General features: G+C 70.8%; 22 protein-coding genes and 2 tRNA genes. 15 read left to right on the top strand and 9 right to left on the bottom strand.

Annotated features, from left to right (window positions below; translation table 11 throughout):
* Window positions 1-138 precede the first annotated feature (138 nt).
* The 5 genes from KYY02_RS16910 (at window position 139) to KYY02_RS16890 (ending at window position 6,522) form a co-directional block, all read left to right on the top strand.
* Window positions 139-267, top strand: coding sequence for a hypothetical protein (locus KYY02_RS16910; RefSeq protein ID WP_371238782.1), 129 nt, complete (start codon window positions 139-141; stop codon window positions 265-267).
* A gap of 67 nt (window positions 268-334) precedes the next feature.
* Window positions 335-1,378: a 3-isopropylmalate dehydrogenase gene (locus tag KYY02_RS16905; protein ID WP_371238781.1), complete on the top strand. Its 1,044-nt coding sequence runs from the start codon at window positions 335-337 to the stop codon at window positions 1,376-1,378.
* A gap of 250 nt (window positions 1,379-1,628) precedes the next feature.
* A complete protein-coding gene (locus tag KYY02_RS16900) occupies window positions 1,629-2,717 on the top strand; it encodes a branched-chain amino acid aminotransferase (protein WP_371238780.1) in 1,089 nt (362 codons plus the stop codon).
* A gap of 741 nt (window positions 2,718-3,458) precedes the next feature.
* Window positions 3,459-5,063, top strand: coding sequence for a citramalate synthase (gene cimA / locus KYY02_RS16895; protein WP_371238779.1), 1,605 nt, complete (start codon window positions 3,459-3,461; stop codon window positions 5,061-5,063).
* A 94-nt stretch (window positions 5,064-5,157) separates the two neighbouring features.
* Window positions 5,158-6,522: a hypothetical protein gene (locus KYY02_RS16890; protein WP_371238778.1), complete on the top strand. Its 1,365-nt coding sequence runs from the start codon at window positions 5,158-5,160 to the stop codon at window positions 6,520-6,522.
* Window positions 6,523-6,624: 102 nt separating this feature from the next.
* On the opposite strand, the gene KYY02_RS16885 is transcribed toward KYY02_RS16890, so the two are convergent.
* Entirely contained in the window at window positions 6,625-7,233 is a 609-nt protein-coding gene (locus KYY02_RS16885) for a YceI family protein (RefSeq protein WP_371238777.1), read from the bottom strand.
* Between the two features lie 83 nt (window positions 7,234-7,316).
* On the opposite strand from KYY02_RS16885, the gene KYY02_RS16880 reads away from it, so the two are divergent.
* The 4 genes from KYY02_RS16880 (at window position 7,317) to KYY02_RS16865 (ending at window position 10,653) form a co-directional block, all read left to right on the top strand.
* Window positions 7,317-7,742, top strand: coding sequence for a hypothetical protein (locus KYY02_RS16880; RefSeq protein WP_371238776.1), 426 nt, complete (start codon window positions 7,317-7,319; stop codon window positions 7,740-7,742).
* Window positions 7,739-8,587 (top strand): SDR family NAD(P)-dependent oxidoreductase, encoded by an 849-nt coding sequence (locus KYY02_RS16875; protein ID WP_371238866.1) that lies wholly within the window; start codon window positions 7,739-7,741, stop codon window positions 8,585-8,587. The genes KYY02_RS16880 and KYY02_RS16875 overlap by 4 nt, the downstream gene beginning before the upstream one ends.
* Before the next feature lie 258 nt (window positions 8,588-8,845).
* Complete coding sequence (locus KYY02_RS16870; protein ID WP_371238775.1) at window positions 8,846-10,429, top strand: acyl-CoA carboxylase subunit beta; 1,584 nt, start codon at window positions 8,846-8,848, stop codon at window positions 10,427-10,429.
* A 35-nt stretch (window positions 10,430-10,464) separates the two neighbouring features.
* Window positions 10,465-10,653 (top strand): acyl-CoA carboxylase subunit epsilon, encoded by a 189-nt coding sequence (locus KYY02_RS16865; protein ID WP_371238774.1) that lies wholly within the window; start codon window positions 10,465-10,467, stop codon window positions 10,651-10,653.
* A gap of 162 nt (window positions 10,654-10,815) precedes the next feature.
* Here the strand turns inward: KYY02_RS16865 and KYY02_RS16860 are convergent, their stop codons facing one another.
* The 8 genes from KYY02_RS16860 to KYY02_RS16825 all read right to left on the bottom strand — a co-directional run bounded on the left by KYY02_RS16860 (window position 10,816) and on the right by KYY02_RS16825 (window position 21,455).
* Window positions 10,816-11,397, bottom strand: coding sequence for a GTP-binding protein (locus KYY02_RS16860; protein WP_030216560.1), 582 nt, complete (start codon window positions 11,395-11,397; stop codon window positions 10,816-10,818).
* Window positions 11,378-11,941: a DUF742 domain-containing protein gene (locus tag KYY02_RS16855; protein ID WP_371238773.1), complete on the bottom strand. Its 564-nt coding sequence runs from the start codon at window positions 11,939-11,941 to the stop codon at window positions 11,378-11,380. The genes KYY02_RS16860 and KYY02_RS16855 overlap by 20 nt, the downstream gene beginning before the upstream one ends.
* Window positions 11,942-12,035: 94 nt before the next feature.
* Entirely contained in the window at window positions 12,036-12,449 is a 414-nt protein-coding gene (locus tag KYY02_RS16850; protein ID WP_004983065.1) for a roadblock/LC7 domain-containing protein, read from the bottom strand.
* A 10-nt stretch (window positions 12,450-12,459) separates the two neighbouring features.
* On the bottom strand, window positions 12,460-15,729 hold the full coding sequence (locus KYY02_RS16845) for a sensor histidine kinase (protein WP_371238772.1): 3,270 nt from the start codon (window positions 15,727-15,729) through the stop codon (window positions 12,460-12,462).
* A gap of 382 nt (window positions 15,730-16,111) precedes the next feature.
* Complete coding sequence (locus KYY02_RS16840) at window positions 16,112-16,702, bottom strand: GTP-binding protein (protein ID WP_371238771.1); 591 nt, start codon at window positions 16,700-16,702, stop codon at window positions 16,112-16,114.
* A complete protein-coding gene (locus tag KYY02_RS16835) occupies window positions 16,683-17,078 on the bottom strand; it encodes a DUF742 domain-containing protein (protein ID WP_004924977.1) in 396 nt (131 codons plus the stop codon). Before KYY02_RS16835 ends, KYY02_RS16840 begins: the two co-directional genes overlap by 20 nt.
* Before the next feature lie 111 nt (window positions 17,079-17,189).
* Window positions 17,190-17,603, bottom strand: a complete 414-nt coding sequence (locus tag KYY02_RS16830; RefSeq protein WP_003973453.1) for a roadblock/LC7 domain-containing protein — start codon at window positions 17,601-17,603, stop codon at window positions 17,190-17,192.
* Window positions 17,604-17,612: 9 nt separating this feature from the next.
* On the bottom strand, window positions 17,613-21,455 hold the full coding sequence (locus tag KYY02_RS16825) for a sensor histidine kinase (protein WP_371238770.1): 3,843 nt from the start codon (window positions 21,453-21,455) through the stop codon (window positions 17,613-17,615).
* A gap of 606 nt (window positions 21,456-22,061) precedes the next feature.
* Between KYY02_RS16825 and KYY02_RS16820 the strand changes: the two genes are divergently transcribed.
* The 6 genes from KYY02_RS16820 to KYY02_RS16795 all read left to right on the top strand — a co-directional run bounded on the left by KYY02_RS16820 (window position 22,062) and on the right by KYY02_RS16795 (window position 25,791).
* The gene (locus KYY02_RS16820; protein ID WP_371238769.1) at window positions 22,062-22,250 is read left to right on the top strand and encodes a hypothetical protein; all 189 of its coding nucleotides are present in this window, start codon (window positions 22,062-22,064) and stop codon (window positions 22,248-22,250) included.
* A gap of 163 nt (window positions 22,251-22,413) precedes the next feature.
* Entirely contained in the window at window positions 22,414-23,199 is a 786-nt protein-coding gene (locus KYY02_RS16815) for a fumarylacetoacetate hydrolase family protein (protein WP_371238768.1), read from the top strand.
* Window positions 23,192-24,706 carry a glutamate--tRNA ligase gene (gltX, locus tag KYY02_RS16810; RefSeq protein ID WP_371238767.1) on the top strand — a complete coding sequence of 505 codons (1,515 nt, stop codon included), beginning with the start codon at window positions 23,192-23,194 and terminating at the stop codon, window positions 24,704-24,706. The genes KYY02_RS16815 and gltX overlap by 8 nt, the downstream gene beginning before the upstream one ends.
* Window positions 24,707-24,781: 75 nt before the next feature.
* The gene (locus KYY02_RS16805; protein ID WP_371238766.1) at window positions 24,782-25,516 is read left to right on the top strand and encodes an HAD family hydrolase; all 735 of its coding nucleotides are present in this window, start codon (window positions 24,782-24,784) and stop codon (window positions 25,514-25,516) included.
* Between the two features lie 90 nt (window positions 25,517-25,606).
* Window positions 25,607-25,678 (top strand) — tRNA-Gln (locus KYY02_RS16800).
* 40 nt (window positions 25,679-25,718) lie between these two features.
* Window positions 25,719-25,791: transfer RNA gene (locus KYY02_RS16795), tRNA-Glu, on the top strand.
* The last annotated feature ends 14 nt before the right edge of the window (window positions 25,792-25,805 follow it).

The following is a 25,805-nucleotide window of genomic DNA, read 5'->3' as shown; positions in this document are numbered from 1 at the left end:
GACTCGCTCGACCAAGCGAACGGCGGTTGTGAGCCGGGCCCCGTGCAGGCAATCCCTGCGGCCCGCCGCTCCCCGCCCCTTCCGGTGTCTCGCAACCCCCTTCCCGCGCTCCACGTATGCCGAAGGAGTCGATGACCCATGGCCGAGACGACCGTCCGCCGCGTCCGTCACACCTCCCGCACCAGCGAATCCGACCGCAAGAACGCCGCCGCGGCGCTCCAGCGCGCCCTCGACCGCAGGGACAACGGCGGCTCGACCGGCCACTGACACCCCGTCGGCGTCCGCATGCCGGACGTCGCATGTCATCCCGTGGGACGAAGAGTAGGGTGCCCGCATGTCTCGCAGCATCGATCTCGCAGTGATCCCCGGTGACGGCATCGGCCAGGAAGTCGTGGCCGAAGGCCTGAAGGTCCTCTCCGCCGTCCTTGCGCAGGATGTGAAGCTGGAGACCAAGGAGTACGACTTCGGGGCCAAGCGCTACCACGCCACCGGTGAGACCCTCACCGACGCCGACCTCGACGGGCTGAGGCGGCACGACGCCATCCTGCTCGGCGCCATCGGCGACCCGTCGGTCCCCTCCGGCGTCCTTGAGCGCGGCTTCCTGCTCAAGCTCCGCTTCGCCTTCGACCACCACGTCAACCTGCGTCCGTCGAAGCTCCTCCCGGGTGTCGCCACCCCGCTCGCCGGTCAGCCGGAGATCGACTTCGTCGTGGTCCGCGAGGGCACCGAGGGGCCGTACACGGGCAACGGCGGCACCATCCGCAAGGGCACGCCGCACGAGGTCGCCACCGAGGTGTCCGTCAACACGGCCTTCGGCGTCGAGCGCGTGGTCCGCGACGCCTTCGCCCGCGCCCAGGCCCGCCCGCGCAAGAAGCTCACGCTGGTCCACAAGAACAACGTGCTGACCTTCGCCGGCCACCTGTGGACGAACGTCTTCGACAAGGTGGCTAAGGAGTACCCCGAGGTCACCACCGACTACATCCACGTCGACGCCGCGACGATCTATCTCGTCACCGACCCGGCCCGCTTCGACGTCATCGTCACCGACAACCTCTTCGGCGACATCATCACCGACCTCGCCGCGGCCGTCTCCGGCGGCATCGGCGTCGCGGCCTCCGGCAACATCAACCCCAGCCGCGAGTTCCCGTCCATGTTCGAGCCCGTGCACGGCTCGGCCCCGGACATCGCCGGTCAGGGCAAGGCCGACCCCAGTGCCACGGTCCTGTCCGTCGCCCTTCTGCTGCGCCACCTCGGCCACGACGCCGAGGCGGCCCGCATCGAGGCCGCCGTCTCCGCCGACCTCGCGGAGCGTGGCGCTCTGCCCGCCCGGAGCACCTCCCAGATCGGCGACGCGCTCGCCGCGCGAGTAGCCGGCTGACCCGGCGCGCCCTGTCGAAAACATTCGAGGCCGCCGGGTCGCATCCGCACCCGGCGGCCTCCCCCTGTCCCGCCGGGTGCCACCATCGACCACCGGGCCGCATCCACCCTGTTCCTTCCGCCGTCGCCTCCGGGCGATAATCGGACGCGGAGCCGCGGAATGAGGGAATGCTCGGACGTCCTAGTACTGGCCACCGGCCGTGCGGACGCGTGCGCGGCCCGTCACTACAACCGGTGAAGGACAACCACTCATGACGACGCCCACGATCGAGCTCAAGCCCTCGGCGCACCCGCTCTCGGACGCAGAGCGCGAGGCGATCCTGGCCAGCCCCGGGTTCGGCCGCCGCTTCACCGATCACATGGTGACGATCAAGTGGACCGAGGGCCGCGGCTGGCACGACGGCCGGCTCGTCCCGTACGCGCCGATCCCCCTCGACCCCGCGACCACCGTCCTGCACTACGCGCAGGAGATCTTCGAGGGGCTGAAGGCCTACCGCCAGCCCGACGGTTCCGTCGCCACCTTCCGCCCGGAGAAGAACGCCGAGCGTTTCCAGCGCTCCGCCAGGCGCCTCGCGATGCCCGAACTGCCGGTCGAGACCTTCATCGAGGCCTGCGACGCCCTCGTCGCGCAGGACAAGGCATGGGTGCCGGCGCACGGCGGCGAGGAGTCCCTCTACCTGCGCCCCTTCATGATCGCCACCGAGGTCGGGCTGGGTGTGAAGCCCGCCAACGAGTACCTGTTCCTGGTCATCGCCTCCCCGGCCGGCGCCTACTTCCCGGGCGGCGTGAAGCCGGTCTCCATCTGGGTCTCGGAGGACCGCGTCCGCGCCGTCCCCGGCGGCATGGGCGACGCCAAGACCGGCGGCAACTACGCGGCCTCCCTGCTCGCCCAGGCCGAGGCCGCCGCCAAGGGCTGCGACCAGGTCTGCTACCTCGACGCGGTCGAGCACCGGTGGGTCGAGGAACTGGGCGGCATGAACCTGTACTTCGTCTACGGCGACAGGATCGTCACCCCCACCCTCAGCGGCTCCATCCTGGAGGGCGTCACCCGTGACTCCCTGCTGGGCGTCGCCCGTGACCTCGGCTACGAGGCCGTCGAGGAGCGCGTCTCCGTCGAGCAGTGGCAGCGCGACTCGGAGAACGGCACCCTCACCGAGGTCTTCGCCTGCGGTACGGCGGCCGTCATCACCCCGGTCGGCACGGTGAAGCGGGCCGGGGCCGAATGGCGGCAGAGCGACGGCGAGCCCGGCGAGGTCACCCTCCGGCTGCGCCAGGCCCTCCTCGACATCCAGCGCGGCACCGCCGAGGACAGGCACGGCTGGATGCACCGGCTGGGCTGACCGGGGCGCCCGACGCCGGTGCGGGGCCGGGCGGGGCCCTGTGCCTTCCGGTTTCTGGCTCCGGCTCCGCGCCCTCCGGTTCTGTGCCTTCCGGTTTCTGTGGCTCCGGCTTCGCGCCCTCCGGCCTGAGTGGCCTCGTGGAGACGCTCTTCGCGGACGTGTGGACCAGCGCCCGGGCCGTACTCGAAACAGCGGATCGACCGGGTACCCGACGGCGCGGTCGGCCCGGGCGAGCCCTCGGCGCGGGGCAGGGGGGAGAAGCGTCCATGGGGGAGCGGGGAAACGGGTAAGCAGGGGGGCCGTACAGAGAGCCGTGTGGGGGCGTCCGTCGCGATGAGCCGCGACGGACGCGTCGAGGCTCTCGGCAGCCGGGCCGCCGACCTGGTCCCGGACGACGCCGACGGCCTGCGGGACGTCTTCGCCCGCCGTCTGCGCCGAGCACGTACCGCCCGCATCCTGAGACGGACCGTGAGCGCGGGGGCGGATTGTGCCAGACTCCCCCCGTGCTCTCGTTCGCCACGATTATTGGCAGCAGGCGCGCCGGTCCGCAGTGACCGCACGTACGACACGGTACGGGCGGACACCGTCGTCCTCGACCCGCGCGCAGACCTCTCGCACCCGCGAGGGGTTTTTCTGTTTCCTGGCCCACCCACAGCCAGGGAGCGGGGCGTGGGGGACCATGAGGGAACGGCGGAACCGGTCATTCCGGTAGACCGAGATCAACTCAGGAGCCTTCAGACCATGACCGCACCCAGCGAGCCCGACGACTCGTTCCACGTCTTCGACACCACCCTGCGCGACGGCGCCCAGCGCGAGGGCATCAACCTCACGGTCGCCGACAAGCTCGCCATCGCCCGGCACCTGGACGAGTTCGGCGTGGGCTTCATCGAGGGCGGCTGGCCCGGCGCGAACCCGCGGGACACCGAGTTCTTCGCCCGCGCCCAGCAGGAGATCGAGTTCCGGCACGCCCAGCTGGTCGCCTTCGGCGCCACCCGTCGCCCCGGCACCATCGCCGCGAAGGACCCGCAGGTCAGGGCGCTCCTCGACTCCGGTGCGCAGGTGATCACGCTGGTCGCGAAGTCCCACGACCGCCATGTCGAGCTCGCCCTGCGCACCACCCTCGAGGAGAACCTCGAGATGGTCCGCGACACGGTGTCCTACCTCAAGGAACAGGGCCGCCGGGTCTTCGTCGACTGCGAGCACTTCTTCGACGGCTACCGCGCCGCCCCCGAGTACGCGAAGGCGGTGGTCCGCGCCGCGTCCGAGGCCGGCGCCGACGTCGTCGTCCTGTGCGACACCAACGGCGGCATGCTTCCGGCGCAGATCCAGGCCGTGGTCTCCACCGTGCTCGCCGACACCGGCGCCCGGCTCGGCATCCACGCCCAGGACGACACCGGCTGCGCGGTCGCCAACACCCTCGCCGCCGTCGACGCGGGCGCCACCCACGTCCAGTGCACCGCCAACGGCTACGGCGAGCGCGTCGGCAACGCCAACCTGTTCCCGGTGGTGGCGGCCCTGGAACTGAAGTACGGCAAGCGGGTCCTGCCCGAGGGCCGGTTGCGCGAGATGACCCGCACCTCGCACGCCATCGCCGAGGTGGTCAACCTCACCCCGTCCACGCACCAGCCGTACGTCGGTGTCTCCGCCTTCGCGCACAAGGCGGGCCTGCACGCCTCCGCGATCAAGGTCGACCCGGACCTCTACCAGCACATCGACCCCGAGCAGGTCGGCAACACCATGCGGATGCTGGTCTCCGACATGGCCGGGCGCGCCTCCGTCGAGCTCAAGGGCAAGGAACTCGGCATCGACCTCGGCGGCGACCGCGAGCTGGTCGGCCGGGTCGTCGAGCGGGTCAAGGAGCGCGAACTCAGGGGCTACACGTACGAGGCGGCCGACGCCTCCTTCGAGCTGCTGCTGCGCGCGGAGGCCGAGGGCAGGCCGCTGAAGTACTTCGACGTCGAGTCCTGGCGCGCGATCGTCGAGGACCGCCCCGACGGCACCCACGCCAACGAGGCCACGGTGAAGCTGTGGGCCAAGAGCGAGCGCATCGTCGCCACCGCGGAGGGCAACGGCCCGGTCAACGCCCTGGACCGCGCCCTGCGCGTCGCCCTGGAGAGGATCTACCCGCAGCTCGCCAGACTGGAGCTGGTCGACTACAAGGTCCGCATCCTCGAGGGCAAGCACGGCACCCAGTCCACCACCCGCGTCCTGATCTCCACGTCCGACGGGGCGGGGGAGTGGTCGACGGTGGGCGTCGCCGAGAACGTCATCGCCGCGTCCTGGCAGGCGCTGGAGGACGCCTACGCGTACGGGCTGCTGCGGGCAGGCGTGGAACCGGCCGCATAGGGGACCCCGTACGGGACCGTCCGGCAGGGGTGTCTCCGGAGCCCCCGCCGGCCCCGATGTCCGTTTGCGGATGGATTGGGGTAGCTTCGAAGATATGAAGGACGCGACGATGCGTACCCTCGTACGCCTGCTGATCGTGCCGGTGACCGCCGTACTGGCGGTCCTGACGGCCGGTGCGCCGGGGGCGCAGGCGGCCACCGACGTCTCGGAGATCGCCCGCGCGCTGCGCGAGAGCCCCGTCTACGTCGATCCCGCGGCCCGGGACATCCTGGCGGAGTCCGACGCCGAGGCACTCGCCGACAAGATCGAGGAGGCGGACGAGCCCGTCTTCGTGGCGGTCCTCCCGGCGGACCACCCGACGCAGAACCTCTTCCAGAACCTGCGCACCGAGACCGGTGTCACCGGTCTGTACGGCATCCGCCTCGGCGACCGGTTCGACGCGCGCGCCGACAGCAGCGTGCTCAGCCGCCAGGGCGTGCGGAACCTGGTCATGTCCGTGCAGGGCGCCGGTGACGCCAAGGCCCAGCTGAACGACTTCGTCGACAGTGCGCTGCGCAACACCGGCGGCTCCGCGCCGAACTCGTGGAGCGACGGTTCGGGTGAGGTCCCCGTCGGCGGGCTGATCACCGTCGGTGCGCTGGTGGCGGCCGGCGGCGCGGGCGTCTACGCCGTGTCCCGCCGCAACCGGCGCCGCCGTGAGGAGGAGCAGCGGGCCGCGCTGGAGAAGCTGCGGGTGGTGGTGGACGAGGACATCACCGCGTTCGGCGAGGAGCTCGACCGCCTCGACTTCCACCCCGGCGAACCCGGCGCGGACGACGCGATGCGCGCGGACTACGCGCACGCGCTGGACGACTACGAGCGGTCCAAGTCGCTCATGGCCGCGGCCCGCAAACCGGAGGACGTCCGGGCCGTCACCCACGCCGTGGAGGACGGTCGTTTCGCCCTCGCCTCCCTCGCCGCCCGCCGGGAGGGACGGCCGCTGCCGGAGCGCCGTCCGCCCTGCTTCTTCGACCCGCGTCACGGCCCCTCGGTCGCCGACGCCGTCTGGACGCCGCCGGGTGGCGCCGAGCGCGAGGTCCCGGTCTGCGCGGCCGACCGGACCCGTCTCGCCGACGGTCTGGACCCCGTCGTCCGCGAGGTCGACACCGACTACGGGCGCCGCCCCTACTGGGACGCCGGCCCCGCGTACGGCCCCTGGGCCGGCGGTTACTTCGGCGGCGGCCTGCTGCCCGGCCTGCTCGTCGGCACCATGCTCGGCGGCATGATGGCCGGCCCCGCCTACGGCGCCGGTTACGGCGCCGGCTACGGCGACTTCGGCGGTTACGAGGGAGGCGACGTCTCCGGCGCGGACTTCGACGCCGGCGACTTCGGTGGCGGCTTCGGCGGCGGCGGCTTCGGCGGCGGCGGCGACTTCGGTGGCGGCTTCGGCGGGGGAGGCGGCTTCGGCGGGGACTTCTGAGCCGTCATGGGTTCCCCTCCGGACATGCCGAGCGCCCGCCCTCCCGTACGGGGGCGGGGCGGGCGTGCTCGGGAGGCGCCGGGAGGGGAGCCGTCGGAGGGATCAGGCGTTGCGGATCGCCGAGATGTCGAAGTTCAGCCTGATCTTGTCGGAGACCAGGACGCCGCCCGTCTCCAGCGCCGCGTTCCAGGTCAGACCCCACTCGGAGCGCAGGATCTCCGCCTTGCCCTCGAAGCCGACGCGCTCGTTGCCGAAGGGGTCCTTCGCGGCGCCGTTGAACTCCAGGTCGATACTGAGCTGCTTGGTGGTGCCCAGGACGGTCAGGTCGCCGGTGATGCGGTAGTCGTCTCCGCCGAGGGCTTCCGCCGTGGTGGTGCGGAAGGTCATCGTCGGGAACTCGTCCGTCCTGAAGAAGTCGGCGCTCCTCAGGTGGCCGTCACGGTCGGCGTTGCCCGTCTCGATGCTGTCCATCACCACGTCGATGGTGGCCGTGGACCTGGACGGGTCGGCGCCGTCCAGGTGCAGCGTGCCGGTGAAGTCCTGGAAGCTGCCCTTGACGTTGGTGACCATGGCGTGCCGGGCGACGAAGCCGAACGTGGAGTGCGCGGGGTCGATCGTGTACTCGCCCGTCAGCCCGGTCAGGTCCGGGTTCACCGTGGAGCCGGTGGTCACGGTGGCGGTCTCGTCGTTCCTGCGGCCGAAGATACCCATGGTGTTCCTCCTGGAAGAGTGAGGTTTAACGTTCAACTAATTCGACGAGGTCCACCGTAGACCCATTACGTTGAACTTTCAACATGTCTGGCGAGGATGGCGCGATCGGGCCGCCGCAGTGGGTGGGGTCCCCGGTCGCGGTTCCGGTGGAGTGGGTGCGGCGGCTGCGCCGGACGAAGTGCCGGGAGCACTCCGCGTGGAGCGCCACCCGCTTCCCGGAGCGTCTGCCCGACGCCTCCCCGGCGGCGCACCCCTCGATCCGTACGCTCACGTCCCGGCGCACGAGGTCGCGCACCCGCCCGCCGTACGCCCGCCTGGCCGCATCCCACGGCCCGCAGGGGTGGTCCCGCGGCGCGGCGCACAGGGCCCGGGAGCCCGGAAACCGCCCGCCGGTGGCGGCCGGGGCGGACCGGGCCGACGGGACTCCAGCGCTGGCGCGGCACACCGGAGTGGGGGTGTCCTGGATGACGAGGACCCGCAGCGACAGCGCATGGGAGACCGACTCGTGACCACCACCGGCTCCGGCTCCACCTACGACCCCCCGGCGGACCCCGCACGCGGCGCCGCCGCACCGGCCCCGGCGGCGCACGGCCACGGGCCGCCGCACACGGACCGGCGCGTCGCCCTCGTCACCGGCGCCTCCTCGGGCATCGGCGCGGCCACCGCGCGGCGCTTCGCCGCCGGGGGCTGGCAGTTGCTGCTCAGCGGCCGGGACCGCCGGCGGCTGGAGGAGACGGCGGCCGGCACCTCGGCGGTCCTGCTGCCCGCCGACCTGGCCGCGCCGGACGGGGCGAGGATGCTGGCGGAGGCCGCGCTGCGGGAGACCGGGCGCATCGACGTGCTGGTCGCCGGGGCGGGCATCGGCTGGGCGGGGCCGTTCCTGACGATGCCGCACACCGACATCGACCGGGTGCTGTTCCTGGACCTCAACGCGACGCTGCACCTCGTGCGGGAGGTGCTGCCCGCGATGGTGGAGGCCGGCGGCGGCCGGGTGGTGCTCGTCGGCTCGGTGGCCGGCTCGGTGGGCGTACGGGAGGAGGCGGTGTACTCCGCGGCCAAGGCCGGGCTCGCCGCGTTCGCCGAGGCGCTCCGGCAGGAACTGCGCGGTACGGGGGTGGGGGTGACGCTCGTCGTACCCGGCCCCGTCGAGACGGGCTTCTTCGCCCGCCGCGGCACGCCGTACCGCCGCTCCCACCCGCGCCCCACCTCACCCGGCCGGGTCGCGGCCGCCGTCTGGGGCGCCGTCTCCCGGAGCCGCGACGACACCTACATCCCCGCCTGGCTCGCCCTCCCCTCCCGGGTGCGCGCCCTCACCCCCGGCCTCTACCGCAAGCTCCTGAACCGCTTCGGCTGAGACCCCGGGGGAGGGGCGGGCCGCGGCCACCGCTACGCTCCAGGGGCGGACCGACCCGAACGGGTGCACGCGCCGCCCATGAATGCGAGGCGGCTCCCAGGTGACGTCTTTGTGTGACTCCTACAAGCCGGATGCCCTCTGAGCAGTCGGAACGGCTGCATGCCGCCCAGGTTCTGTTCAGGGGTACCAGGAAAACACCCCAAGGACTGTGAGGAGTGAACGGCTCGCATTCACGGGTGGGCTTCGTAAGGTCACTACATGACCGTTTTGGATGAGGCGCCGGGTGAGCCGACCGATGCGCGCGGACGCGTGGCCGAACTGCACGAGATCCGTGCCCAGGCGCTGGCCGGCCCGAGCGAGAAGGCGACCCGGGCGCAGCACGCCAAGGGCAAGCTGACCGCGCGGGAGCGCATCGAACTGCTGCTGGATGCGGGGTCCTTCCGCGAGGTCGAGCAGCTGCGCCGGCACCGGGCCACCGGTTTCGGTCTCGAGGAGAAGAAGCCGTACACGGACGGCGTGATCACCGGCTGGGGCACCGTCGAGGGCCGTACGGTCTTCGTCTACGCCCATGACTTCCGGATCTTCGGCGGTGCGCTGGGCGAGGCCCACGCCACCAAGATCCACAAGATCATGGACATGGCCATCGCGGCCGGCGCGCCGCTGGTGTCGCTGAACGACGGCGCCGGCGCCCGCATCCAGGAGGGGGTGTCGGCCCTCGCCGGGTACGGCGGCATCTTCCAGCGCAACACCAAGGCGTCCGGCGTCATCCCGCAGATCAGCGTGATGCTCGGCCCCTGCGCGGGCGGCGCGGCCTACAGTCCCGCCCTCACCGACTTCGTGTTCATGGTCCGCGACACCTCGCAGATGTTCATCACCGGCCCGGACGTCGTCAAGGCGGTCACCGGCGAGGAGATCACCCAGAACGGCCTGGGCGGCGCGGACGTGCACGCCGAGACCTCCGGCGTCTGCCACTTCGCCTACGACGACGAGGAGACGTGCATCCACGAGGTGCGCTACCTCCTCTCCCTGCTCCCGCAGAACAACCGGGAGAACCCGCCGCGCGTGGAGTGCTCCGACGAGGCGGAGCGCCGCAGCGACGTCCTGCTGGACCTGGTCCCCGCCGACGGCAACCGGCCGTACGACATGGCCAAGGTCATCGAGGAGATCGTCGACGACGGCGAGTACCTGGAGGTCCACGAGCGCTGGGCGCGCAACATCATCTGTGCCCTGGCCCGGATGGACGGCCAGGTCGTCGGCATCGTCGCCAACCAGCCGCAGTCGCTGGCGGGCGTGCTGGACATCGAGGCGTCCGAGAAGGCCGCCCGTTTCGTCCAGATGTGCGACGCCTTCAACATCCCGATCCTCACCTTCCTGGACGTCCCCGGCTTCCTCCCGGGCGTCGACCAGGAACACGGCGGCATCATCCGCCACGGCGCGAAGCTGCTGTACGCGTACTGCAACGCCACGGTGCCGCGGATCTCGCTGATCCTGCGCAAGGCGTACGGCGGCGCCTACATCGTCATGGACAGCCAGTCCATCGGCGCCGACCTCACCTACGCCTGGCCGACGAACGAGATCGCGGTGATGGGCGCGGAGGGCGCGGCCAACGTCATCTTCCGCCGCCAGATCGCCGAGGCCGAGGACCCCGACGCCATGCGGGCCCGCATGGTCAAGGAGTACAGGTCCGAGCTGATGCACCCGTACTACGCGGCCGAGCGCGGTCTGGTCGACGACGTGATCGACCCCGCCGAGACGCGTGAGGTGCTGATCCGTTCGCTGGCGATGCTGCAGACCAAGCACGCCGACCTGCCGTCCCGCAAGCACGGCAACCCGCCGCAGTGATCCGGCGGACATCTCTCCCAGGGAGACCGATAGCCATGAGCACACCTGACATCCGTGTCGAGAAGGGGCACGCCGGGCCGGAGGAGGTCGCCGCGATCACGGCGATCCTGCTGGCCAGGGCTGCCGCGCAGCCGGCGGCCCCGGTCCACCGTGGCCGCGCCCGGGCCGGCTGGCGCCGTCTGGAACGCGAACCGGGCTTCCGGGCCCCCCACAGCTGGCGCTGACCTCATCGACGAGAAGGGCCCCTCCACAAAGGGAGGGGCCCTTCTTCGTACCCCGGCCGGCGCGACGCCTCCCGGGGGCGCGGGGAACCGCGCGGCAAGCCGCGGGCCCCCCGCCCCCGGCATGCGACGGCCCCCGGCAGCCCAGTGGCGCAGGCCGGCCGACTAGCGGAGGCGGGCCATCAGGGCGTGCTCCACGAGGGTGATCAGCGCCGACTTCGCGTCGGCACGGTGCCGCGCGTCGGTGGTGATGATCGGGGTGTCGGGCCCGATCTGCAGCGCCTCCCGGACTTCGTCCGGCTGGTAGGGCTGCTGCCCGTCGAAGCCGTTCAGGGCGATCACGAAGGGGAGACCCGAGTTCTCGAAGTAGTCGACCGCAGGGAAGCAGTCGGCGAGACGCCGGGTGTCCACCAGCACGATCGCGCCGATGGCGCCGCGCACCAGGTCGTCCCACATGAACCAGAAGCGGTCCTGGCCGGGTGTACCGAACAGGTACAGGATCAGGTCCTGGTCCAGTGTGATGCGGCCGAAGTCCATGGCGACCGTCGTGGTCGTCTTGTCCCCGGTGTGGGTGAGGTCGTCGATGCCTGCCGAAGCAGACGTCATGACGGCCTCCGTGCGCAGCGGGTTGATCTCCGAAACGGCCCCGACGAACGTGGTCTTGCCCACGCCGAAGCCACCCGCCACCACGATCTTCGCCGAGGTGGTGGAGCGGGAAGGACCGCCGCTAGAGCTTGCGAAGTCCACTGAGCACCCTTTCGAGCAGTGTCACGTCTGGCTGGCCGCCGGCGCTCTCGTCGCCGCCGGGCTGATGGATGGCGACCAGTCCCGCCTCCGCCAAGTCGGCGACGAGGATCCTGGCCACGCCGAGAGGGATGGTCAGCAGGGCCGAGATCTCGGCCACCGACTTGATCTCCCGGCAGAGGTGGCAGATCCGCTGATGCTCGGGCAGTTGGCCCTGCATCTGGTGCGGCTGCGCGGTGGTGTGCACCAGCGCCTCGATGGCGAGCTGGTACCGCGGCCTGGTGCGACCGCCCGTCATCGCGTACGGGCGCACCAGGGGATTGTTCGACGCCCCGGCGGGCGCCGGTTCGGGTGCTCGGCGTTGCGGCTGGACGTGCGGGGCGTGCGGCTGGTCGTACGGCGAAGGGCCGGGGCCCTGCGGCGCGTACGGCTGCCGGTGGTTCGGGGTGGAGGGGTAGCCGTACCCGCTCTGGGCGCCGTCGTTCTGGCCCTGTGCAGGACCGTACGACCAGTCGCCCACGGATGAACCGCCTGGGGGTGTTGCCACTTTCTCCTCCTCCGACTGTGCCTCGCACCCATCACTGTGGAGCCGCGTCCCGAAACCTTACGGCCCCGGGACGCCGAAACGCACCGTCTGTCCTCTAGTTGAGAAGGCTCCCCTGGAGCTCCGCTCGGAGATCCGGGGTCAGGACCGTACCCGCCCGGTCGACCAGAAGGGCCATTTCGTACCCAATGAGGCCGATGTCCGCCTCCGGATGTGCGAGAACCGCGAGCGACGAACCGTCGGAAATGGACATGATGAACAGGAATCCCCGCTCCATCTCCACAACCGTCTGGTTCACGCTGCCGCCCTCGAAGATCCGGGAGGCGCCTGCCGTCAGAGACGTCAGACCGGAGGCGACGGCCGCGAGCTGGTCGGCGCGGTCACGGGGGAAGCCTTCGGACATCGCCAGAAGGAGTCCGTCGGCGGAGACCACCACCGTGTGGGACACCCCCGGGGTGTTGTCCACGAAGTTGGTGATCAACCAGTTCAGGTTCTGTGCCGCCTGGCTCATCGGGCTCACACTAACGCTCCTGGTTGTAGGTGCTGTCAGAACCGAAGCCCTGACCGTTCGTTTCACTGCCCGCGCTGCGGCCCCGTTGGACACCGCGTCGCAGGTTGCTCAGCCTGCCCCGGACGTCTTCCGGGGCGCGGGAGACCTGGGGGCCTCCCTGAGGGGTGGTTTCGGCGGCGCCCTCGACCAGGTTGGCCTTGGGGACCCGCCGCGGCAGGCCGGAGGAGGTCACTCCGCCCGCCTTGGGCTTCCGGAGCGACGATGCCTGCTGCCAGCGCTCGTCGTTCGCCGAACGCCAGCCGCTGGCGCCCTCCGGAGTGGAAGCCGGCGGCTCCTGGTCCATGTGCCGTGCGCCGCCCGAGCCGTTCGTGTCGCCCGCGGTGGAGCCACGGCGGGGAAGGCCGGTGTCGGTCAACGCGTGGGCGTCGGAGGCAGTCGTTCCCGGACGGCCGAAGCCTACGCTGTCCTGCTCACGCGCGTCAGCGGCCTGCGCACTCTCCGGCTCCGGGGCCTGAGCAGGGTACCGGTCCGGATGATCGTTCCGGTAACCGTCCTGCTGCGGCCAGTCGTCCTCCTGGCGTCGTCCGGTGAAGGACGAGAAGGGGTCGGCGGCACCCGCCGCCGTGCTGCCGTCCTGGACCGGCTCCGTGTAGGAGTGGCCGGGGTAACCACCGTTGGACGAGAAGCCGTCGTTCTGCGCCGGGCCGCCGTTCGGCGCGTGGAACCCCTCGCCGTACGTCTGCTGCTGCGGCTGCTCGTACGTGCCCCGCTGCCCGTTGCCGTACGCCTGCTGGTCGTACCCGGCGGTCTGCTGCTCCTGGTAGCCGCCGTCGAAGCCCTGGCCGTCGCCGTGGTAGCCCTGGCCGTCGCCGTAGCCCTGCGGGGCGGCGAACTCGTCCGGGTAGGCGGGCGCCTCGGGAGCCTCCTGGGCGTTCGCGGCGGTCGGCTCGGGCTGCGCCTGGGACTCCAGGGGCGTCCGGCGCTCCTCGCGCATCAGGGAACGGCCGACCGGGTCCAGATCGCGGATGTCGTCCGGGACCTCGGAGTAGCGGGTGTCGTCGAAGCCCAGCTCCGCGGCGGTGCGCAGCGGCTGCCGGCCGAAGTCCTCACCCGGGGAGTTCTGCTCCGGGATGATCTGCGAGACCGTGAACTCGTCGCGGTCCACCTGCTGCTCGCCGCCACCGCCGTGGGTGATCGCCTCCGGCAGCATGACCAGCGACGTGGTGCCGGCCTGCTCGCCGGAGGGGCGCAGCTGGACCCGGATGCCGTGCCGGTCGGACAGCCGGCCGACCACGAACAGACCCATGCGCTGCGAGATCGCGGCGTCCACGGTCGGCGGGTTGGCCAGCTTGTGGTTGATGTCGGCGAAGTCCTCGGCGGTGAGGCCGATGCCCTTGTCGTGGATCTCCACCATCACGCGGCCGTCGGGGAGACGGGTCGCGGTGACGCGGACCTTGGTCTGGGGCGAGGAGAACGTGGTGGCGTTCTCCAGGAGCTCGGCGAGCAGGTGCACGAGGTCGGTCACCGCGCGGCCGTGGATCTCGGCCTCGGGGATGCCGGACAGCTCGATGCGCTCGTACTGCTCCACCTCGGAGGAGGCGGCGCGCAGCACGTCGACCAGCGGCACCGGCTGGTCCCAGCGGCGGCCGGGCTCCTCGCCGGCGAGGACGAGGAGGTTCTCGCCGTTGCGGCGCATACGGGTCGCGAGGTGGTCCAGGCGGAAGAGGTTCTCCAGCTGGTCCGGGTCGGCCTCGTTGTTCTCCAGGTCGGTGATCAGGGTCAGCTGGCCCTCGATCAGCGACTGGTTGCGGCGCGACAGGTTGGTGAAGATCGCGTTGATGTTGCCCCGCAGCAGCGCCTGTTCGGCGGCGAGCCGGACGGCCTCGCGGTGCACCTGGTCGAAGGCGCGGGCGACCTCGCCGATCTCGTCGGTCGAGGAGATCGGGATCGGCACGACCTTGGTGTCCACCCGGCCGGGGTCGGTGCGCGAGAGCTGGTCGACGAGCATCGGAAGCCGCTGCTCGGCGATGTCGAAGGCGGCGTTGCGCAGTTGGCGCATGGAGCGGATCATCTGGCGGGCCACCATGCCGGCCAGGATGAACGCGGCGAGCAGGGCGACCACGACGGCGGCACCGGTGATGAAGGCGTCGCGCCGGGCGTCGTCGGCGATCCGGGAGGCCTCGCTCACCGCGGCGCCGGCGAGGTCGGACTCGATCTCGCGGTAACCGTCGAACTTGAGGGTGTTCACGGACCACCAGTTGGCGGGGGTGATGCCCTGGGCGGCGAGTTCGGCGCGTGCGGACGCGTCCGTGGAGGAGAGCCGGCTCAGCTCGGAGATCATGGTCTCCGTCTTCGCGGGCGGCGCCACGTAGTCCGGGTCCCTCCGCTTGGCCTCCTGGGCCATGGCCGTGCCCTCGGCCTGGATCCGCTGCGCCGTCTGCTCCAGCTTCTCCACGTCGGCCTCGGTGCCACCGCCCCTGTACTCCTCGACGGCGATGCGCTCGAGGTAGGCGTAGGAGGAGAGGGCGACGCGCTGGCTGGCGAGCTGGCTGTCGGTCGGGCCGGGCTTCACCAGCAGGTGCATGCCGATGGAGCGTTCCAGCGACAGGGCCGACTTGGTCAGCGAGATCGCGTAGACCGTACGTCCGTAGCTGGTGATGTTGCCGGTGCCGAGACCGAGTTCGTTGGCGAACTCCATCAGGGGGTGGGCGACGGAGACGTAGCCCTCCTCGGTCGCGACGCCCTTGAGCTTGGAGGTGTACGCCGCGGCGCGCAGCGAGGTCAGCTGGGGCTCGGCCTCGCGGAACAGCTTCAGCCGGCGCTCCAGGCCGGGCTTGTCCGGCATGCTCTGCGCGGCCTCGTCGAAGGCGTCGGCGGCCTTGTCGGTCGCGGCGCGGGCCTTGGTGACGTCCGGGTCGTCCTTGCCCTTGCCCTGCAACAGCGGGACCGCGGTGATGTCCCGCTCGTTGTAGAGGGCGTTGGCGTAGGTGAGGGAGGCCTGGACCAGGTGGGCGGTGTTCTCCGCGTCCTCGGCCTCGTTCCAGGTGTCGATCGAGCTCTTCACCTGGAAGCCGCCCATGACCAGGCCGACCAGCACGGGTATGAGCAGGATCGCGTTCAGCCTGGTCGTCACGCGCCAGTTGCGCGGGGAGAGGCGTCCTCCGCTCCTGGCGGGTACGGCCGTCGGTCCGGGAACGGGGGCGGGTGCCGCTGTGCGCGGCGGCGGCGTGAAGTTGCCCCGGGCCGACGACGGCTCGGGACTGTTCTTGCTTCGCCTCACTCGACCAACAACCTCTCGGCGGTCGGCACCATCGTTGTGCCGCTGTATCTCAGAGCCCGGTGTGCCATCGACTGAGTATTACGTCTTTGACTATTGGGCAGTTCAGGCATTTCAGCATGCCGACCAACGCTCTTCCAAACACTGGAAGGCGGGAAACCCGAGTGATGTAAGTCCCAGATAAAACGGTCATACAGAGCGAGCACCGGCAAAAGGCGGGCCGTTCGTGCGCGCAGCGGTACCGCGCGACCGCGTCGCGTGTCGGACTTCCCCGATTCCTCTGCCGAAACGTTATGAACGCAGGGGCCGGCCGTGTCGGAGGACACAGCCGGCCCCGGTGCGGCTACGACAACCGCCGTACACCGCTTCCCGTCCTGGTGCGCTCCTACCTGAGGCGCGCCATGAGGGCGTGCTCGACCAAGGTGATCAGCGCCGACTTCGCGTCCGCGCGGTGCCGCGCGTCGGTGGTGATGATCGGGGTGTCGGGCCCGATCTGCAGCGCTTCGCGCACCTCTTCCGGCTGGTAGGGCTGCTGCCCGTCGAAGCCGTTCAGGGCGACCACGAAGGGCAGCCCGCTGTTCTCGAAGTAGTCCACCGCCGGGAAGCAGTCCGCCAGCCGGCGGGTGTCCACCAGGACCACCGCGCCGATGGCGCCGCGCACCAGGTCGTCCCACATGAACCAGAAGCGGTCCTGGCCGGGTGTACCGAACAGGTACAGGATCAGGTCCTGGTCCAGTGTGATGCGGCCGAAGTCCATGGCGACCGTCGTGGTCGTTTTGTCCCCGGTGTGGGTGAGGTCGTCGATGCCTGCCGAAGCAGACGTCATGACGGCCTCCGTGCGCAGCGGGTTGATCTCCGAAACGGCCCCGACGAACGTGGTCTTGCCCACGCCGAAGCCACCCGCCACCACGATCTTCGCCGAGGTGGTGGCACGGTTGTCGGAGACCGCCCCGCCGTTAGAGCTTGCGAAGTCCACTGAGCACCCTTTCGAGCAGTGTCACGTCCGGGGCGCCGGTCGTCTCGTCGCCGCCCGGCTGGTGCACGGCGACGAGACCCGCCTCCGCCAAGTCGGCCACCAGGATCCGGGCAACACCCAGCGGCATGTTGAGCAGCGCCGAGACTTCGGCGACCGACTTCACCTCACGGCACAGGTGGCAGATGCGCTGGTGCTCCGGAAGGAGCCCCATGAGCGCTGCCGGGTCGGCCGTCGTACTGATCAGTGCCTCGATGGCCAGCTGATAACGCGGCCTGGTCCGGCCACCGGTCATCGCATAGGGACGTACCAGTGGCTGATCGCCCTCGTCCTCGTACGGTTCCGCGTACGGATCATGAGAGGCGGTGGGCGGGGTCATGGGTCCTCCGGACGGGACAGCAAGTCGGGCAGTCAAGCCGTCTGACGGGGCCGGTGGGGGGAGTGTGGCGGCCGGACGGTGATGTGGTGAGACGGGTGGTGCCGGGGCCGATCAGTGGAGCAGACTTCCCTGTAGCTCGGCGCGCAGGTCCGGGGTGAGGACCGCCCCCGCGCGGTCGACCAGGAGAGCCATCTCGTAGCCGACGAGGCCGATGTCGCATTCGGGGTGTGCGAGAACGGCCAGGGAGGAGCCGTCCGAGACGGACATGAGGAAGAGGAATCCCCGCTCCATCTCGACGACCGTCTGTGCCACGTTGCCGCCTTCGAAGATCCGGGAGGCGCCGGCCGTCAGGGAGGTCAGTCCCGAAGCGACGGCCGCGAGCTGGTCCGCGCGGTCGCGCGGGAACCCCTCGGACATGGCCAGCAGGAGACCGTCGGCGGACACGACGACGGTGTGGGACACCCCTGGGGTGTTGTCCACGAAGTTGGTGATCAACCAGTTGAGGTTCTGTGCCGCCTGGCTCATCGGGCTCAACTAACGCTCCTGCTGGTGAGTGGGGTTCGGGAAGGTGCCGGTCTGGGTGGTGCCGGCCTGACGACCCTGTGCGATACCCCGGCGGAGATTGGTCAGCCGGCCGCGCACGTCATCGGGGGCGCGCGAGACCTGAGGACCGCTCTGGTGCTGTTGCTGCTGAGCCGTACCCGGGACGAGGTTCGCCCTGGGCACCCGGCGCGGCAGGCCGGAGGTGGTGACGCCGCCCGCGGCCGGCTGCCGGACGCGTTCGGCCTGCCGGACCAGCTCGTCGTTGGGCGAGCTGCGCCAAGCGGTGGAAGCGGACCGCTGCGGGCCGGTGGGGCCCTGCGGCTGCTGCTGTTGCTGGGGCTGCTGCGGCTGCTGGGACGTCGGAGCCGAGCCGTTGCCCTGCTCCTGCCCGCTGCCGTGGAACCAGTTGGTCTCCAGCGTGTCGTACAGCGGCGTACGACCGTCGCCCGGACCGGACGCGGGCGGCAGCGCCCACGCGTCGGACACCGCGCGCTGGCCGGGCCGCCGCGCGGCATCGCCGTCACCCTGCGGTTCCGGTTGGACCGGTCGCTGCTGCGGGGCCGACGGACGCGGGGCGAGTGGGCCGGCTCGGTGTGCGCCGTTCGGCTGCGGATGCTCGAACTGACCGGTGACGGCCGGGTCCGCGGCGTTCGGACGCTCCGGGAGGGAGTGACGGCCCGTGGCACCGTTGTCCTGGTCCGACATCGGGAACTGGCCGGTGGAGCCGTTGTCGTAGCCCTGCGAGGCGGGGAACCGGCTCGTCGTGGCCGGATCCTGCCCGCCCGGACCGCCCTGCGAGGCGCCGAAGATGTCACCGCGGGCGTACTGGCCGGTGTTCTGGGCGTCGTGTGTGCCGGGCTGGGTGTACTGGCCGGTGTTCTGGGCGTCGTGTGTGCCGGGCTGGGGGTACTGGCCGGTGTTCTGGGCGTCGTGTGTGCCGGGCTGGGCGTACTGGTCCGTGCTCTGCGGGGCGTCGGCGCCGTAGGCGGGCGCGCCGGGGTTCTGGTACTCGTCGAACCGGGGCATCTCCGTCGTCGCGCCGGAGCCCTGCCGGTCGTCGAACCGGGGCAGGGCCGAGGTGCGGGCGGCGTCCGGCTCCTCGTGACCGCGTGGGGCGTCCAGCGAGGCGCGCGGTACCGGCGGCTGGGCGTTCTCGTCGCTCCAGCTGGGCACGCGCGGCTGCTGCTGGTCACCGCCGGGCAGCTCCGGGCGCGCACCACCGCGCGGCGGCAGTTGCGGACGGCGGCCGCGCTCGGGCTTTCCGCCGCCGCGCTGCGGTGGCACCTGGCCGCGACCGCCGCCGAAGGCATCCTGCTCCTGCTGTCCGCCCGGGCCCCCGGCCTGCATGCCCTGCGGGGCGCCGGGCGCCTGACCGCCGAAGCCGGCCGGAGCCGGACGGCCCTGCGGAGCCGCACCGGGAGCACCCCGGTCGAACAGCGACGGCGTGGAGTTGCCCGGCTGGCCCTGCGGCCCCTGCGCCCCGTCGGGTCGGCCCGCGCCGTCCCGCCCGGGCAGCGCGGTCCGCGGCCCCTGGCCGGCGCCGAGCCGGCCACCGCCGGGCGCGCCGGCGCCGAGAGCACCGCCGGCGGCCTGACCGGCGCCGGCGGCACGCCGTGCGGCCGCGGCGCCCGCGGCCGCCTGCGCGGCGGCGGGGCCACCGCCGCCCGGCTGACCCGGCTTGCCCTGCGGCTTCTTGCCGCCCTGGGCGACGTCGACGGGCAGCATGACCAGCGCGGTCGTGCCACCGGAGTCGGACGGACGGAGCTGGATGCGGATGCCGTGGCGCTGGGACAGACGGCCGACCACGAACAGACCCATGCGGCGCGAGACGGAGACGTCCACGGTGGGCGGCGCGGCGAGCCGCTCGTTGATCGCCGCCAGGTCCTCCGGCGACAGACCGATACCGGTGTCGTGGATCTCGATCAGCGCCCGGCCGTCGGGCAGCGCGTGACCGGTGACCTTGACCTTGGTCTGCGGCGAGGAGAACGAGGTCGCGTTCTCCAGCAGCTCGGCGAGCAGGTGCACGAGGTCGTTGACCACGCGGCCGGCCACTTCGTTGCTCGGCACGGAGGCCAGCTCGATGCGCTCGTACTGCTCCACCTCGGAGGCCGCGGCTCGGAGCACGTCGACCAGCGGGACCGGACGGGTCCACCGGCGGCCGGGCTCCTCGCCCGCGAGGACCAGCAGGTTCTCACCGTTACGGCGCATACGCGTGGCGAGGTGGTCCAGCTTGAACAGCGAGGACAGCTGGTCCGGGTCGGCCTCGCGGGACTCCAGCTCGGAGATCAGCGACAACTGACGCTGGATCAGACCCTGGGAGCGGCGCGAGAGGTTGGTGAACATCGCGTTGACGTTGCCCCGCAGCAGGGCCTGCTCGGCGGCGAGGCGGACCGCCTCGCGGTGCACGTCGTCGAAGGCCGCGGCCACCTTGCCGATTTCGTCCCGGGAGTGCACACCGACCGACTCCACGGACGTGTCGACGTCCTGCGGGTCGGATTCGGAGAGCTGCTTGACCAGCTCGGGCAGACGCTCCTGGGCGACCTTGGTGGCGGTCTCCTCCAGCCGGCGCAGCGAGCGGATCATGGAGCGGGCCACGACGAAGGCGCCGACCAGCGACACACCGAGCACGAGCAGGATCAGCACACCGGAGATGATCGCGTCGCGCTCGGTGGCGCTGCGCAGCTCACGGGCCTGCTGTTCCATGTCCTCGAGCAGCGTGAGCTCGATGTTCTTCATCTGCTGGATCTTGGTGGAGCTGTCGTCCAGCCAGTCGCGGTAGGACCGCTCGCCGACCGACGAGAGGCCGAACTCCGAGGCCAGGGCACGCCCGGCGTACTCGTCGGTGGCCTTGATCGTGCTGTTGCCCTCCTCGATCGGCAGCAGCAGCTCGGTGGCGTCGACATCGCCGTAGATGCTCTTGAAGCTGCGGATCTCGGACTTCTGGCTCGCCAGCGCCGACTCGGCGTAGAGCCGGTCGTTGTCGGAGAGCTTGCCCTTGGTGGTGTTGCTGGCGGGCAGCGCCGCGGCGAGGACCGCGCGCTGGATCGACGCGTACTCCTTGGCGGAGGAGAAGGAGGCCAGGGCGCGGGTGCGCTGGATCATCTCGGGGTTGCTGGTCGCCTCCGCCATGTCCTGCGAGAGCTCGACCAGCTTCTCGATCAGACGGTGGTACCCCTCGACGGTCTGCGTGGAGTTGTCCTTCGACTGGAACGCCGTGTTGCGGATCCTCTCGAGCTCGCCCAGTTCACCGGCGAGCTGCACCAGGTTGTCGCGGACGCCCTTGAGATCGCCGTCCTTGCTGGCGTTGTCGATCTCCTCGGAGCTGTCGATGAAGACGTTGCGCGCCCGGTCGGTCTTCTCGCGGTAGCCCTTGACCGAGAAGTCGGTGGCCTTGCCGCCGTGCGCCAGCGGGCCGGCCGACTGGTCGCGCTCCTCCTGGAGCGCGTGGGCCAGTTCGGTGGCCTGCTTGGTCATGTCCGTCAGCAGCTTCATGTTGTCGAGCTGCTGGATGTCGTCCATCGACTGGTTGATGCGCAGCGCGCCCAGCGAGGTGGCCGCGACCACCGGGAGGGCGAGCAGCGACACCAGACGGGTCGAGATCCGCCAGTTCCGCAGGGCTATTCGCGGCCCCGGACCGGTCGGATCCTTCGGCGCGGCCGACGCCGGGTCCGGTGTTCCGGCCGGCGCGGCGGAGTCTTCGCCGCCGTTGCCGGGCGTGGTCGGGCCTTGGTTCTGGGCGTGCTGGGGCGAGGAGCTGACGGCCTTGGGGCCAGTCCCGCCGTGCGGCTCCGGCTCCGCCGAAGCGCTGCCATCCCTCTTGAAACGTCCCTGCACTAGCGTCGCAACCTCTGAACCAGGCACCCCTCCGCGTGAACGGCGAGGCACGGTGTCGGCGTCATAGGGGCGCCCTGAATACGCCCCCGTGGTGGTCGTGAGTGACCGGCGCTGGTTCCCCCTTCTCGCCCGCCACTCGGCGCGTCTGTGCGCCCCCTGTGCGCCGGCTCGATCCTGCGGCGGTTCCGTGGAATTCCAGCACAGTGCAGGATCTCCAACAAGGCCCACCGTCTTACAGGTGGGATACGTGACACCACGTGAGTGGCGAGTCACCACGGGTAGAAAGCGACCTCTCCCATAAGGGACGTATGTCCACGAGTCGGCAGGGCGGCCCTCCTGTCCCAGTCGCCATGATCGGGAGCGGAATGATGGCTTCAGGGAGTCAATGTCCGATTCCGTCTCCTCGGAGACCGGAGTGAAATAGCCGGTTTGTCCGGTGAGTCGTGAGCAAACTCACACCCTGATCAGGGCCTCCGGCCTCAGTCGGCGGGGAATCGGATGTTTAGCCTGACGCTTTACAGGGACGGCAGAACCGACAATCCGCGCCCTCACCGGGGTCTCCTACCCCCTCCGGGCGCCCGTGAACAGGACAGGGTCGAGTAAACAGTGAAGACGACGACGATGTTCCACAAGATCGCCAACCCGCGGCGCACCACGCTGGCCCACCTGGACGGCGCAGACGGACTGCAGGCGCCGGTCCAGCAGGAGCACACCGTCGACCTCCCGGCCCAGACCGCCAACCCCAGGCGCACCGTCCTCATGGAGATCCCGGTCGCGGCCGACGCCGCGCAGTGACACCGGTTCACACGCACACCGGCCGCGAAGCGCTCAAGGCCCGCTGAACGAGGGGCGCCCCCCGACGAGGGGGGCGCCCCTCGTCGTTGCACGGGGCGAGGACCCCTGCGCGTTAGCCTGGGGCGTCAGACTTCAGCCGATCGGTCAAGGGGACAAGCATCCCGTGCGCATCGCCAGATTCTCCATCGACGGGAACGTCGCCTTCGGCGCGGTCGAGGGCGACCGGCAGGACGAACTCGTCCTGGACATCATCAAGGGCATCCCGTTCGCGGATTTCGAGCTCTCCGGCACCAAGGTCCCGCTGAGCAAGGTCAGGCTGCTGCCCCCGGTGCTCCCCAACAAGGTCGTCGCCTTCGGCCGCAACTACGCCGACCACGCGAAGGAAATGGGCAACGAGGTACCCGACGCCCCCTTCGCCTTCTTCAAGCCCTCCACCTCGGTGATCGGCCCCGGCGACGAGATCCGGTACCCCTCCTTCTCCCAGGAGGTGCACCACGAGGCCGAGCTGGCCGTGGTGATCGGCCGGATGTGCCGAGAGGTCCCGCGAGAGCGGGTCAAGGACGTGATCTTCGGCTACACCTGCGCCAACGACGTCACCGCGCGCGACGTCCAGAAGCGTGAGAAGCAGTGGGCACGGGCCAAGGGCTTCGACACCTCCTGCCCGCTCGGTCCCTGGGTGGAGACGGACATCGACATCGCCGCCGCGGGCGACCTGACCATCCAGCTCACGGTCAACGGCGCCCAGCGCCAGCTCGGCCGCACCAGCGAGATGACCCACTCCATCGAGGACCTGATCGTCAACATCTCCGAGGCCATGACCCTGCTCCCGGGCGACGTCGTCCTCACGGGCACCCCGGCCGGGGTCGGCCCCCTCAACGTCGGCGACGAGGTCGCCGTCACCATCGAAGGCATCGGCACTCTCACCAACAAGGTTGTCAAGCGTGGCTAGCGCACCCTCCCCCAAGCCCTCGACTCCGCTCGCGCAGGGGGTACCCCCACGCGTACGTTTCTGCCCGTCGCCCACCGGCAACCCCCATGTGGGCCTGGTCCGCACCGCCCTGTTCAACTGGGCGTTCGCCAAGCACCACGGCGGCACCCTGGTCTTCCGCATCGAGGACACCGACGCGGCCCGCGACTCCGAGGAGTCGTACAACCAGCTGCTCGACTCGATGCGCTGGCTGGGCTTCGACTGGGACGAGGGGCCCGAGGTCGGAGGCCCGCACGCGCCGTACCGCCAGTCGCAGCGCATGGACATCTACAAGGACGTCGCGCGGAAGCTGCTCGACGCCGGTCACGCCTACCACTGCTACTGCTCCCAGGAGGAGCTGGACAGCCGCCGCGAGGCCGCCCGCGCCGCCGGCAAGCCCTCCGGCTACGACGGCCACTGCCGCGAGCTGACCGGCGCCCAGGTCGAGGAGTACAAGGCCCAGGGCCGCGAGCCGATCGTCCGCTTCCGGATGCCCGACGAGACGATCACCTTCACCGATCTGGTCCGCGGCGAGCTGACCTTCACCCCGGAGAACGTCCCGGACTACGGCATCGTCCGCGCCAACGGCGCCCCGCTGTACACGCTGGTCAACCCGGTCGACGACGCCCTGATGGAGATCACCCACGTCCTGCGCGGCGAGGACCTGCTCTCCTCCACCCCGCGCCAGATCGCCCTCTACAAGGCGCTCACCGAGCTGGGCCTCGCCAAGCGGACCCCCGCCTTCGGCCACCTGCCGTACGTGATGGGCGAGGGCAACAAGAAGCTCTCCAAGCGCGATCCGCAGTCGTCCCTCAACCTCTACCGCGAGCGCGGCTTCCTCCCCGAGGGCCTGCTCAACTACCTCTCCCTGCTCGGCTGGTCGCTCTCCGCCGACCGGGACGTCTTCTCGATCGACGAGATGATCGCGGCCTTCGACGTCACGGACGTGCAGCCGAACCCGGCCCGCTTCGACCTGAAGAAGTGCGAGGCGATCAACGGCGACCACATCCGCATGCTCGACGGGAGGGACTTCACCGAGCGCTGCGCGCCCTGGCTCAAGGCCCCCTTCGCGCCCTGGGACCCGGAGGCCTTCGACGAGGCCAAGTGGCAGGCCATCGCCCCGCACGCGCAGACCCGTCTCAAGGTCCTCTCCGAGATCACGGACAACGTCGACTTCCTGTTCCTGCCGGAGCCGGTCTTCGACGAGGCGTCCTGGAACAAGGCGATGAAGGAGGGCAGCGACGCCCTGCTCCGCACGGCCCGCGAGAAGCTGGACGCGGCGGACTGGACGTCCCCCGAGTCCCTCAAGGAGGCCGTCCTGGCCGCCGGCGAGGCCCACGGCCTCAAGCTCGGCAAGGCCCAGGCCCCGGTCCGCGTCGCCGTCACCGGCCGCACGGTCGGCCTGCCGCTCTTCGAGTCCCTGGAGGTCCTGGGCAGGGAGAAGACGCTGGCCAGGATCGACGCGGCGCTGGCCAAGCTCACCGCGTAGCCGCAGGGCGTGAAGGGGCGGCGCCCGGAATCATCCGGGTCCCGCCCCTTCACGTTCCCGGGTACCGTCGGCCCCATGGTGATCCGAGCAGTTGTCTGGGACGTGGACGACACACTTTTCGACTACACCACCGCCGACCGCGAGGGCATGCGTGCCCACCTGGCGGCCGAAGGGCTCCTCGCCGGGTACGGATCGGCCGAGGAGGCGCTGGAGCGGTGGCGGGAGGCGACCGAGCAGCAGTGGGCGCGGTTCGCCGCGCGGGAGGTGGACTTCGAGACGCAGCGGCGCGACCGCACCCGGGTCTTCCTGGGCCGGCCGGAGCTGACGGACGCCGAGGCCGACGACTGGTTCCGGCGGTACGTCACGCACTACGAGTCCGCCTGGAGCCTCTTCCCGGACGTGCTGCCCGTCCTCGACGCCCTCGCCGCCAGCCACCGCCACGCCGTGCTCTCCAACTCCAGCCTCCACGTCCAGGACCGCAAGCTGCGCGCCCTCGGTGTCCACGACCGCTTCGAGGCCATCCTGTGCGCCGCGGAGCTGGGCGTCTCCAAGCCCGAGGCCGGCGCGTTCCTCGCCGCCTGTGACGCGCTGGGGCTGCCCCCGGACCAGGTGGCGTACGTCGGCGACCACCCGGAGATCGACGCCCGGGGCGCCGCGGAGGCCGGGCTGCTGTCGGTGTGGATCGACCGGGGGAAGGCGTGGGTGGCCGTCGAGCCGCCCGTGGGACCACGCCGTATCGCCTCCCTCTCCGAACTTCCCGCGGTACTCGCCGCGGATACTCGTTTTGGAGCCCCGTCCACCTTCGGGTAATGTTCTTCCTGCGCCGCGGGGAGCGGGCCGAAAGGCCGGAACCCCAAGCGTCGAACTAGAACAAGAACCCCCCAGGGGCTTGCGTTCCAGTGGCCTATGGTGTAATTGGCAGCACGACTGATTCTGGTTCAGTTAGTCTTGGTTCGAGTCCAGGTAGGCCAGCTCGCAGAGCTCATCTGCACCTGCGGATCTGATCCGCAAAGCCCCCGTTGTGTAGCGGCCTAGCACGCTGCCCTCTCAAGGCAGTAGCGCCGGTTCGAATCCGGTCGGGGGTACTGGTTCCGATCAT

This window comes from Streptomyces pimonensis (assembly GCF_041380215.1).
GTDB classification, from domain to species: domain Bacteria; phylum Actinomycetota; class Actinomycetes; order Streptomycetales; family Streptomycetaceae; genus Streptomyces; species Streptomyces pimonensis.
Note: the sequence above shows the minus strand (reverse complement) of the source record. Positions and strands in the feature narration are given on the sequence as shown.